The 12,076-nt window shown below is 50.0% G+C and carries 11 protein-coding genes; 4 read left to right on the top strand and 7 right to left on the bottom strand.

Annotation, left to right across the window (positions count from 1 at the left end):
* Window positions 1–164 precede the first annotated feature (164 nt).
* The gene (locus H511_RS23395) at window positions 165–1,730 is read left to right on the top strand and encodes a S8 family peptidase (protein ID WP_162144614.1); all 1,566 of its coding nucleotides are present in this window, start codon (window positions 165–167) and stop codon (window positions 1,728–1,730) included.
* Window positions 1,731–1,828: 98 nt separating this feature from the next.
* Here H511_RS23395 and H511_RS0113280 read toward each other — a convergent pair whose 3' ends face one another.
* Both H511_RS0113280 and H511_RS0113285 read right to left on the bottom strand, forming a co-directional pair.
* Window positions 1,829–2,680, bottom strand: coding sequence for a universal stress protein (locus H511_RS0113280; RefSeq protein WP_027252736.1), 852 nt, complete (start codon window positions 2,678–2,680; stop codon window positions 1,829–1,831).
* 9 nt (window positions 2,681–2,689) lie between these two features.
* Entirely contained in the window at window positions 2,690–4,180 is a 1,491-nt protein-coding gene (locus tag H511_RS0113285) for a SulP family inorganic anion transporter (RefSeq protein WP_027252737.1), read from the bottom strand.
* Window positions 4,181–4,470: 290 nt separating this feature from the next.
* On the opposite strand from H511_RS0113285, the gene H511_RS0113290 reads away from it, so the two are divergent.
* Window positions 4,471–4,803 (top strand): YnfA family protein, encoded by a 333-nt coding sequence (locus tag H511_RS0113290; protein ID WP_027252738.1) that lies wholly within the window; start codon window positions 4,471–4,473, stop codon window positions 4,801–4,803.
* 185 nt (window positions 4,804–4,988) lie between these two features.
* Window positions 4,989–5,546: an NADPH-dependent FMN reductase gene (locus H511_RS0113295; RefSeq protein WP_027252739.1), complete on the top strand. Its 558-nt coding sequence runs from the start codon at window positions 4,989–4,991 to the stop codon at window positions 5,544–5,546.
* Window positions 5,547–5,674: 128 nt separating this feature from the next.
* Here the strand turns inward: H511_RS0113295 and H511_RS0113300 are convergent, their stop codons facing one another.
* On the bottom strand, window positions 5,675–6,133 hold the full coding sequence (locus H511_RS0113300) for an outer membrane lipoprotein (RefSeq protein WP_027252740.1): 459 nt from the start codon (window positions 6,131–6,133) through the stop codon (window positions 5,675–5,677).
* Window positions 6,134–6,320: 187 nt separating this feature from the next.
* Between H511_RS0113300 and cobO the strand changes: the two genes are divergently transcribed.
* Window positions 6,321–6,926, top strand: coding sequence for a cob(I)yrinic acid a,c-diamide adenosyltransferase (gene cobO, locus H511_RS0113305; RefSeq protein ID WP_027252741.1), 606 nt, complete (start codon window positions 6,321–6,323; stop codon window positions 6,924–6,926).
* On the opposite strand, the gene H511_RS0113310 is transcribed toward cobO, so the two are convergent.
* The 4 genes from H511_RS0113310 to udk form a co-directional block, all read right to left on the bottom strand.
* Entirely contained in the window at window positions 6,927–7,973 is a 1,047-nt protein-coding gene (locus H511_RS0113310; protein WP_027252742.1) for a metal-dependent hydrolase, read from the bottom strand. It abuts the gene before it with no gap.
* A gap of 154 nt (window positions 7,974–8,127) precedes the next feature.
* On the bottom strand, window positions 8,128–10,347 hold the full coding sequence (locus H511_RS0113315) for an AsmA family protein (RefSeq protein WP_027252743.1): 2,220 nt from the start codon (window positions 10,345–10,347) through the stop codon (window positions 8,128–8,130).
* 167 nt (window positions 10,348–10,514) lie between these two features.
* Window positions 10,515–11,111, bottom strand: coding sequence for a dCTP deaminase (gene dcd, locus H511_RS0113320; protein ID WP_027252744.1), 597 nt, complete (start codon window positions 11,109–11,111; stop codon window positions 10,515–10,517).
* Between the two features lie 187 nt (window positions 11,112–11,298).
* Window positions 11,299–11,943 carry a uridine kinase gene (udk, locus tag H511_RS0113325; RefSeq protein WP_027252745.1) on the bottom strand — a complete coding sequence of 215 codons (645 nt, stop codon included), beginning with the start codon at window positions 11,941–11,943 and terminating at the stop codon, window positions 11,299–11,301.
* Window positions 11,944–12,076 lie beyond the last annotated feature (133 nt).

The following is a 12,076-nucleotide window of genomic DNA, read 5'->3' on the forward strand; positions in this document are numbered from 1 at the left end:
CTGACGTTATCCCAATTGAGCCTCCACTTCCCGAACAGGGTCGATCAATATGTGGATCTGTGACTTATGCTGACACAGAACTATGAACACCCTCTCGCTCACAATCTGTCCGGTTGTACAAAATAAGTTCAAACACCGATGCGCTGCTATCGATGATTCCAACCTTGACTACAATTCAAAGTGCTGTTAATTCAAACAACATTGCACTTCAACCAATGAACAATAAAGGAATAAATGCAGAACCTGCAGACATCTTACCACCCGATCCATTGTTAGATTATCCAGTAGTGGGGGTAGTCGATAGCGGTGTCAGTGTAGTTTGTCAACCACTCAATAAATGGGTTATTGGCTTTAACCAAAAAGTTCCAGAACCCTTTCGCGACCTCAATCATGGCACATTTGTTAGTGGTATGATTTCAAACCCTCATCTGTACAACCAAGATCCGCGTTTTCCCAAGTGTCAATCAAAAGTAGTAAGCGTAGAAGTACTGGGAAATAACATTGGTGATATTTACGACATTGTTAACGCAATGTACGAAACTGCCGAAATGTATCCCGACATTAAGGTATGGAACTTATCTCTTGGCTCATCAGAAGCTGTGTCAATGTTTGAAATATCAGCTATGGCGCTGATGATAGACGAGTTTCAGGATAAGTATCAGTGCCTATGTGTTATAGCTGCTGGGAACTTTGTCAAAGGAATGCGATCTTGGCCCCCTACCACGAAACTAGATGATGGGATATCGAGCCCTGGGGACTCTATTCGAGGTTTGACTGTTGGTTCGCTGGCTCATGTCGATGGCTACGTTAAAAACGAAGAACCCTCTCCTTTTTCCCGCAAAGGACCTGTATCAAATTACGTTCAAAAACCTGATATCGTTCACTTTGGAGGCAACACTGTAGATGTAGGTGGAACCCACATACCTTTGGGTGTTAATTCTATATGCCCTAATGGCATGAAAAGAAATGATATTGGCACAAGTTATGCCACACCTATTGTGTCCAACATTGCAGCAAACTTGTTCCATCAACTAGGGCCAAGAGCTACACCCAATCTTGTGAAGGCTCTAATCATTCACAATGCAAATATGGGTATTGGTTCCTCCGTTGACGAAGTGCACCGCCCCTACTATGGCTGGGGTCTTCCAGGAGACCTTCAAGAGATAGTAGGAGTTAATGATTATGAAACAACACTGGCATTTGAAGGACATGCACAAAAGAGTTTTGAGGTTCAAAAACTACCTTTCCCAATCCCCGATTGCCTTAGAACAAAAGATGGAAAAGTTAAAGGTGAGTTTTTCATAACACTTGTATATCAACCTGAACTAAATGCTAACCAAGCTTTTGAGTATTGCCAAGTTGATGTACAAGTTGGCTTTGGAGAAATCAGTGAGGATGGATTTAATTCCAAAATACCTCCCAAAAAAGGAGCTCACCTTTACGAAGAAGAATTAGTAAAAAACGGGGACAAATGGTCACCAATCAAAGTGTACCAAAAACGTTTCCCAAAAGGTGTAGATATTGAAAACTGGAGACTGCGAGTAAAGATCCTCGACCGAGACGGCTATGAAGCCGAATGTGTGCAAGTTCCATTCACCATTCTCCTTACAATACGAGATATCGATAAAGAACAACCTGTATACAACGAAATGGTGAACCTGATGGATGCTTACAACTGGAATGTTAATGACTTAATAATTGATCAGCGTATTTCGGTGAGCCAAAACTAAAACAGTGTACACAACCTCATGATAGGGGAAGAGGAACACAACGATCAAAAAAGGGAGCGAAATCGCTCCCTTGGTCTGAGTCTCTGATGCGCTTTGCGTTATCGGATTAACAGCATAGGAACAGTGGCATCCACCAGAAGCCGGGTAGTATTACTGCCGACAAAGAACTGGCGCAGCTTAGAGTGGCCGTACGCCCCCATCACTATCATGCCAATCGATTTTTCCTGCTGATATTGCAAAATTGCACTGCCGACTGCTCCCGTCAGGCACACTTTAGTGACGGTAATACCTGCATTGCTCAGGGTCTCGGCCGCAGACTCAAAGGCGTCGCGTTTGTTGTCAGCATCTTCCACCATCACTAAGTGGCACGTCATCCCTTTCAGTAATGGTGTATCAATGGCCTTCTGCACCAGCTTCTGGCTGGTTTCGCTGCCATCAAACGCCAGCAGATACTCAGCCGGTTCACTGAAATCGCCGTTAGCAATCAGAGTGTGGGTCGAAAATGCCCGCACCACACTTTCCAGCTGCGAGCCAATCGCCTTGGCATCCTGCTGATGTAACTCACCAGATTTACCCAGCACCAGTACCCGAATTTCCGGTTCCAGCTCCAGTAACGTCTCGACAAGATGCCCATGCAATTGCTGCTTGACCACAGCAGGGACACCAGTGTCAGTGACCAGAGATTCCAGATCATTGAGCAAAGCTTTGCTGTGCTGTATTTCCAGTTTGGAGCGTTTCTCATCCAGCTCGCTGAGCTCTTTCAGTAACGCTTCACGGCTGCCCAGACCAATTGTCCCGGACAGCTGAGAATCAGCCTGATACCTGTCTTTATCCAGCACGTGCAGCAGTTTTAGCGGTGTATCCAAACGCCTGGCTGTCCAGGCTGCCAGTTCCACCACGGCTTTCGAGTAATGCTGGCCGTCTATACATGCGGTAATATATTGCGTCATGATATCTCCTTAATGGCCGCCCATCAGTTTTTCAACTTCTTCCGGCTTGTCATGAACACCAAATTTATCAACTATGGTCGCAGTTGCTTCATTCATGCCGATAATATTGACTTGGGTACCTTCACGGCGGAACTTAAGAACGGCTTTGTCCAGCGATGAGACGGCTGTGATATCCCAGAAGTGGGCTGATGACAGGTCAATAGTGACACGCTCCAGCACTTCCTTGTAGTCAAAGGCGGCGAGAAATTGATCTGAAGAGGCAAAAAAGACTTGTCCCACAACACGATAGGTTCTTGCTTCGCCGTTTTGTTCCAGATCACTCTTCACCACCATAAAGTGGCCGATCTTGTTGGCAAAGAACAGGGCCGCCAGCAGAACACCGACAAACACACCAATAGCAAGGTTGTGTGTGGCCACGACCACAGCAACGGTGGTGACCATCACAATATTGGTCGACAGCGGGTGTGACTTCAGATCTTTAATCGAAGACCAGGAGAAAGTGCCAATAGACACCATAATCATGACAGCAACCAGTGCCGCCATTGGGATCTGCTTGATCCAGTCACTGAGAAAAACCACCATGATCAGCAGGAACAAACCTGCGATAAAGGTTGATAGCCTGCCCCGGCCACCGGATTTGATGTTGATAACCGACTGACCAATCATGGCACAACCAGCCATCCCACCCAGAAAGCCGGTGGCGATATTTGCAATCCCCTGACCTTTACACTCCCGGTTTTTGTCGCTGTTGGTGTCGGTGAGATCATCCACGATTGTGGCTGTCATCATGGATTCCAGCAAACCTACTATGGCCAGACCGACTGAATAAGGCAGGATAATCCATAAGGTTTCCAGATTCAGCGGCACATCCGGCCACAGAAAAACAGGTAAGGTATCAGGCAATTGCCCCATGTCGCCAACCGTGCGGATATCAATACCAAAGGTCAATGTGACGGCAGTAATGACAAGAATACACACCAGTGGCGATGGCAGCATTTTTCCGACGAAAGGGACGTAAGGGAACAGGTAGATAATACCCAAACCGGCCGCCGTCAGAGCATAAACGTGCCAGGCCACATTGGTCAGTTCAGGTAACTGGGCCATAAAGATCAAAATGGCTAATGCGTTAACAAATCCCGTGACGACCGAACGGGAAACGAAGCGCATCAAATCACCCAATTTCAGATACCCGGCCGCGATTTGCAAGATACCGGTGAGTACTGTGGCTGCCAGCAAATACTGCAAACCATGCTCTTTGACCAGAGTCACCATCAGCAGCGCCATGGCACCGGTTGCCGCTGAAATCATGCCAGGGCGACCGCCGGTAAACGCAATAATGACCGCGATACTGAATGAGGCATACAGGCCGATTTTTGGATCAACCCCGGCAATAATGGAAAAAGCAATCGCCTCTGGAATAAGAGCCAGTGCAACTACAAGCCCGGACAATACATCACCACGCACATTGGATAACCAATCACGCTTTATCGTTTCTATCATAAAATTTCTCAAAAAATTGTGTAAACAAGAGGTTAGAAAGATTAGGAGGTGGCTTGTCGGCTAAGGCGGCGTAATTGACATCTGTCTCTCCACGGCGTGTAAAAGTGTGATCCTATTCACTCCTTTCAACCTAGTCAATAGAAATACCTTTTTATCCAATATGTTCGGGATCAGGCGCAAGCTCAGCCAAATATTGAAAAAACCAGCAGCGATCTCAGTAAATACACCGTTGCAGATGCTGTTATGGTTAAATAGCGCCTGAAATCCCACTAGCAATGACAATACGCCCCATGACAGAACTGAAAACCCTGATGCTGTTTTTATGCACCGCACTGGCAGAAATTCTCGGCTGCTACCTTCCCTATTTATGGCTGAGGGAAGGCAAATCGGTTTGGCTGCTGTTTCCTGCCGCTATTTGCCTGGCGCTGTTCGCCTGGCTTTTGTCTTTGCACCCCACAGCGTCCGGCCGGGTATACGCTGCCTACGGCGGGGTTTATATCTTCGCTGCCATCTTCTGGCTATGGTTGGTAGATGGCATCCGCCCTACGTTTTGGGATTTGCTCGGTGCGTCTGTCGCCATTACGGGTATGTGCATCATCATGTTTGCCCCAAGGCATTCATAGATATTTAGATATAGATATTTTTATCCGGTAAGGCTGATGCGTCACTGTCAGTCCTTACTGCCCGTCTTACCTCAAGTTTTCCTGCAACGACATAGAAAATACTTTGCCCTTCATCATTGACGGCGAATCACCACTACACTTGAACATTGACGTCACTAGCCTGTGTCAGTATTCAAGGAAAAAGTATGAAAAAACTATTAATCATCTTCGGCAGTACCCGGCCTAACCGTGGTGGTTTACCGGTTGCTGAGTGGGTAGTACAGGAAGCAGAAAGTGCAGAACAGTTTGAAGTGGCATTTGCTGATCTGAAAGCAGTGAACCTGCCCTTACTGGACGAGCCTGATCACCCTGCTCAGCAAAAATACACCCAAGCACATACTAAGCAGTGGAGCCAAACCGTTACCGCAGCGGATGCCATTCTCTTTGTGACCCCGGAATACGACTACTTTCCGCCTGCCGCATTAGTCAACGCGATTCAATTTCTGGCCAAAGAATGGGCTGGAAAGCCAGCCGGTATTGTCAGTTATGGCGGGGTGTCCGGCGGGCTGCGTTCAACTCAGGCCTTACGGCTGCTGCTCTCTGGCGTCGGCACGCTAACCCTGTCGGCTTCTGTACCTATTGCCTTTTATAATCAATACATTAATGACCAAGGCGTGCTGGAAGCCAATGACGCAATGAAGAAAGGTCTCATAGGTTTGCTGACGGAATTGCAAAGAATGACTGAGCTGGTCGCTAAGGCATAAGCACCGGCCAACTCCTGTCATCCTATACATCAGCCAGGCCGCAACCTAGCGGTCTGGCTGTCCAATCCGGATCTGAGCAAGCGAAACACGCCTTGTTTACTATTGAAACCACAGCGTTAAAGAATGGATTACTGAGGCACTACCCGTGCGGTTCTGCCGGTGACATTAATCCGGACTTTCTGTCCCACCCGAAAAAGCATATTAGGATCAACAGCCTGGACGATAGCAATGGTTTCGCCTGAATCGAGTTTAATCGTCAGGTTCACCCCGTTACTTTCCGACAGATTCTGTGAGGCTTTGCTCCCGGCATAACCACCCAGTAAACCGCCCCCGATGGCAGCAATGTCTGAACCGCTGCCGCCACCGATTTTCGAGCCCAGTATCCCGCCCACGGCTGCACCGGCTATGGTGCCAATCACATTCTGCTCACCTTCTAAGGTCACAGGATCAATCTGAACAATAGTGCCGTATTTCACTTGCTGGATCTGCTGGGCCTGAGATCGGCCATAGCTATCACCGTAAGGATTTCTTGCACAGCCACTCACTGCCAGCACCGCAATGAAAAAGACGAAAAGGACGTATTTCACAACTTCACCTTCTTTACCTGCTAAGGGTTCACGCTAGAAGTATAGCAATCCCTATTTTCTTCCATTGACTAAGGAATGAGAGAGTCAGGACGTCATTAAACCGCCAATCCCACTTGCGTCTTGTGCTCTGCTCGAACACAATCACCTCTTTTCTTTTCCGCAGGAACGCCAACATAAAGAGGCAGTTATGGCAGACGAACACAATAAGCAGGATCGTTACAAAACCCGGCAGCAAAAAGTCAAAGATGAAGTCGATGCCCGAGTGGCTGCCGCTCAGACAGAAAAAGGCATTTTGCTGGTCATTACCGGTAACGGTAAAGGTAAATCCACCTCTGGTTTCGGCACTATTGCCCGCGCGGTCGGCCATGGTCAGAAATGCGGTGTCGGTCAGTTTATCAAAGGCACCTGGGACAATGGCGAGCGGAACCTGCTCGAACAGCACGGCGTCACTTTCGCTGTCATGGGCACAGGATTTACCTGGGACACGCAAGACAAAGAAGCCGATACACTCGCGGCGCAGACCACCTGGACCGAATGTAAAAAGATGCTGACAGACGCCAGCTATGACGTGGTATTGCTCGACGAGCTGACTTACATGCTGACTTACGGCTATCTGGATATCGATGAAGTGCTGGACACTATCGCACAGCGCCCACCGGAGCAATCCGTGGTGGTAACAGGCCGTGCGGCTCACCGTCGCCTGACTGACATGGCCGATACCGTTTCAGAAGTTCGCAACATCAAACACGCCTTTGAGAGCGGTATCAAAGCCCGCAAAGGCGTAGACTGGTAATCAGGACGACGGCAGCGCCGAATGATGACAGGCCTCAGACGCGTGGCAGAGGTCTGCATCAATATCCTGATTGCCTAACAGGCGCAGCCACAAAGAAGGTAAATGTTTGATCCGCACCGCTGGGCTGTTCAACTGGACCGGCAGCGGGAATTGCCAGTCTGCATGCTTCTCCCGGCTGGCAAACACAAACCGGAACGGCAGATAATCCACCATGCCCAGACGCAGATCTGTGGCGATGATCTGGCTGCCGTTATCTTCATAGCGAATGAATTGACGGGTAAAACGTTCAAGCGCCTGCAAGGTTGAAGGCTTGTCGTTCAGTGGCCATCGGCCGCGGTCTTTCTCAAGAAAGTCCACAGTGTCTGACTCATCCAGCAGTGATGACAACCCTTCCCAGTAGCTGTCCTCGCCTAACACCACAATTCGCCATAGCACGGTATTAAAAGGCGTTGGCGAGACAAAAACCGGCTTGCCTTCCAGTGGCGTTCCTGCCACCTGGTTTTCCACTCTCTGCTCAATCATGTGCATCGCCACTACCGACCAGATCAGGTACAGACTGGACAGGATAACACCGGCTTTGCACAGGCTGGCAATACGATCTCGCCACAGTAGCGCGGCCAGTAGCGTCACTAACAGCGGCAGAGTATAAAGCGGGTCAATGATGAAGATACTGGACACCGCCACACTGACAGGCAAAGGCCACAAAAGCTGAGTACCGTAAGCGGTAAAGGCATCCAGAATGGGATGGGTGATCAGGCAGGCCGCCACCAGGCCCCACAACCGCAGGAAACTGAATGAGCTGGCTGGCCGCCATCGGTGCCAGCACCACGCCAGCAACAACGAAAGCGGAAACAGCACAAAAAGAGAGTGGCTGAAGCCGCGATGCTTCACCATATCCGATACGGGATCGCCATAATCGATTAACACATCAAGATCCGGCAAGGTCCCCAGCATGGCACCGGCCACCAGCACTTTGGGTGAGGCTTTTCGGCCGGCTATCATGCCGGCAACAGCAGCGCCCAACGCCGCCTGTGTCACTGAATCCAAGGTCACTCTCCATAATTTTTTGCTGATTGTACCAAACCGCTCAGTCAGAGATAGCCCAACTACATTATCAGTAACAAAATAGCGGCTGGCATAAAAAGGGCCAGCGGTTTACCCGGCTGGCCCTGATCTCATTGGTTTAATCGCAAACTGCGCGTTAGTTAAACAGTCCTTTCAGCAACTTATCCGTGGCTTCTTTGACTTTATCGTCACCGGCTTTATCGCCCAGCAATTTATCCAGCCCGCGTTGCACTTCCTTGTTGGCCTTTTCTTCCAGCCTGTCGGCTTCTTTTTTGGCTTTTGCTTCCAGCTCTTTCGCCCGCTTATCCAGCTCGCTGTTCCGCTTCACCAGCTCTTTAAAGTTGATGGCATAATCTGGCGCCTGCCAGGTGCCGGTAATATCAAGCGGCACTGTGATATCCGCGACTTCGTCTACCGATTTACCGCCCTGTCCTTTACTGGTGGCCACCACAGAGGTATCAATCTGAAACGCCAGTGACTGCTCGGTCAGATCCGTATTCCCTTTGCCATCAACACGCAGCAGAGGCGAAGCCAGATGCATATTATTGGTCGCCGCTTTGCCGTCTTTCAGCATAAAGGTCGCCGTCAGCGCAGAGAAATCTGTCTTTTTCGGCTCGTTCTGTACCGTATCAGACTGACCTTTCAGCTTGGCCTTGGCTTCACGGATCATCTTGGCAATATTGATCCCGTTGACCGCACCATCAGCAAAATTGATGGCGATTGTCCCGTCCAGGTTCTTCTTGAGCCGCGACTCTGCCAGACCTTTGCCTGCCACTTCAACATCAATGTTACCCGTGCCCGCCAGAATATCATTGTCGGCGACATCGACCAGCAAAGGCTGTACCTGTACCCCTTTGATGGTATTGCTGATCTGGTACACCGGCAAAGCACCGTTGGCATCCAGTCTGGCTGTGGCGGATATTGTCCCGTCATACAAATCTGCCGCGAATTTGTTGAGAGAAAACACCCCATTTTTAACCGCTATCGCCAGATCAACATTGCTCAGCCTGGCGTTGGCCGCCACAAAGCGCTTCACCGTCACAGTGCCGTCGACATCGAACTGTTTCAAGACCGACAGATCAGGCTCCTGTTCGCTGACCGACGTACTGCCAGCCGGTGCAGATGCCGTGTTTGCGGTCTCTGACGGCTTGGCCTCCTCACTGGCTGCAGCCTCTGCGTCGCCACCGGTCCAGTTGTCGACATTGATCTCCTCACTGCTGAGCGCAAAACGGAGCACCGGAATATCGGCCTGTTTGAAAGAGGCGTCGCCGTTCAACGCCAGTTCATCCGCCTTCACTGTCAACCCGCTCAGGGTCGCCAGCGCGGCTTTGAGATCGTATTCAGCATCGCCAGACACGGCCACTTTCATCGTCGGCCGGGGCAGAGCGGCACCTTCGAGATCTGATTTCAGATCCAGCGCCTGCAGCGAAATGTTCGCCTTATCCTGGCTGACCCTAATCCGGGTTTTACCCTCAGCATTGAAGGCAAGATCGGGGATCTGCCCTTTGGCTGACAGCGTCACGTCGCTCCACTCGCCCAGATTAAAGGCATCCAGTTTCACCGTAACATTATCCAGCTGAGTGCCGGCTTCTGTCATGCTGGCGGAGAGCTCGGTGTTTTTCAGCGCCGCGTTATCCAGAGTTTCCGCCAATTGCAGGCTGGTGGTGCCCTGGGCAGAGAAGCGCATCGCACCGTTTTGACCCGCCAGATCAAAATTCAGATCCGCCCATTCACCCGGTGCAAACTGGCTCAGATTCATGTTCAGCGAGTCCAGCGCAGTGACGGTGCCTGCCTGATCGTCCCGCAGGCTGACACTGGCATTTTCAAGTGCTATACCTGCCAGACTGATCACCCACTTCTCACCGGTTGCCGTTTCGCCTTCAGCCACCACTTCACCCTCACCTGATGCTGTCGGCTGTACCTCAGTTTCCCGAGAATCAGACGCCCTGTCTGCGGCCGGTTTATCGCCACCTAAGCCATCGAGGTTACTGACGCCATCTTTGCGCGTCTGAATAAACACACGGGCATCTTTGAGCGTGACCTGGCCAATTTCCAGCCGGTTAGACAGCAGCGGCAGTACAGACACAGACACACCCGCTTCATTGAACTGAACCAGGTTGGTTTCATCAAAACCTGCCGGATTACGAAATTCGGTCCGGCCAATCGCGAAGCCCACGCTCGGGAAAAAACGCCAGCCGATATCGCCTTCAATAACCAAATCACGGCCGGTGGCCTTCTTCACCTGTTCCGCAATCAAAGGCTTAAATTGGTTCGGGTCGACCAGCGTCACCAGAACGCCAATCGCCACCACCACAACCAGCACGATCGCCAGCAGTACATAGAGAATTTTTTTCATTCTGTCCTCGGAGTGTGTGCCATATTGAACAACATTTATTGACCTGTGACACACTAAAAATGCCAACAAAAAATGTCAAAATACCTGATTTATTAAAGCAAAAAATAAGGCCACCGTTAAGGTGACCTTATCATTCTGACTACAATTTAATGCGCTTCTGACAATAATCAGTGCTGTTTCTTCTCATCTTCATTGATTCGGCTGGCAACCGCACCCTGCTGATTGTGATATTTCGCATTGGCGCGCTTGTTATAAGGCTTCTCCGCAGAGCCTGACAGCACCTCAAAGCTCAGGGCACCAATCGGCATATGCGGGCGCAGTGCCAGCGGCAGCCGGCCACTGTTATAGAATTCCAATACGATTCTGCCCGACCAGCCCGGATCGATACGGTGCGCTGTGACGTGCACCATCAAACCCAGGCGGGCCAGCGAAGAGCGTCCATCCAGCCAGCCGACAATGTTATCCGGTAAGGTGACAGATTCGTGAGTCACCGCCAGCGCCAGTTGTCCCGGATGGAGGAAAAAGGCATCACCATCAGTGACCTCAATCTCATCACTCATGACTTTTTCGAGCTGTGCCGCAACATCTTCTTTTTTGCCGGAGAGATCGATAAACGGGGCACCGTGGTCGGTAAAAATACGGAAATTATTACCTAAGGTGACATCGATTGTCAGACCGCTGATCACATCATTTGACGGGCGCGGCTCAATACTGATCTTACCTTCATCAAGATAGGCCTTGATGTCCTTGTCACAAAGTCTCATGGTGCGGGTTATCTCCAGGGCAAAAAATCAAAAAAGACTATCAGAAATGTTTGCCGCCACTATAACGACCTGCTCGCAGCAGGTCTATCTTTGCAGCCGCTTGCGTGACATGTCGTCACGTCTTTTTATTACAACGCAGGGTTCAGGAGACAAAAAAGGCTGACCTGAGCCAGCCTTTGCCATACCTTTACGCTTTGAGTAAGCGGGCAATATGCGCTTTTAATACATCGATCGCAATGCGGTTCTTGCCACCTCGCGGCACAATAATATCGGCATACTGTTTGGACGGTTCAATGAACTGCATAAACATAGGGCGAACGGTTTTCTGGTATTGCTGCAGTACCGATGACATTGTCCGGCCGCGTTCTGCCACATCACGCTGCAAACGGCGCAACAGGCAGATATCCAGCGGGGTATCCATAAACACAGTCGCGTGCATCAGATCACGTAAACGGGGATCCGTCAGCAGCAGGATACCTTCCAGAATGATCACCTTTTTGGGTGTCAGCGAGGTGGTTTCTGTCATGCGGGTGTGCTCGCTGTAACTGTACTGCGGCACTTCCACCGCTTCACCACGCATCAGGGTTTCGAGATGATCGCAAAGCAAATCATGATCAAGGGCATTGGGATGGTCATAATTGGTCTTTACCCGTTCATCCATACTCAGGTGACTTTGATCGTTATAGTAACAATCTTCCGTAATAACACCGATCTGTTGATCGCCAACTTTTTCTCTAAGTTCGTTGTAAACCGTTCTGGCAATCAAACTTTTACCGGAAGCAGACGCGCCTGCAATCCCGATAATTACGCATTGGTGTGAATGTTCAGACATATCAGAAAGCACCTGTAAGAATATCTAGCGGGTTATTACCCAAATTCAGTAACCGTCCCGGCTCTGCGGCACAGCACTATACTGCAGGTAAAAATTAAACCGCACGATTATAAGGAGTTGGCGCCTTGGATAC

Source organism: Photobacterium halotolerans DSM 18316, assembly GCF_000425165.1.
Taxonomy (GTDB): Bacteria; Pseudomonadota; Gammaproteobacteria; order Enterobacterales; family Vibrionaceae; genus Photobacterium; species Photobacterium halotolerans.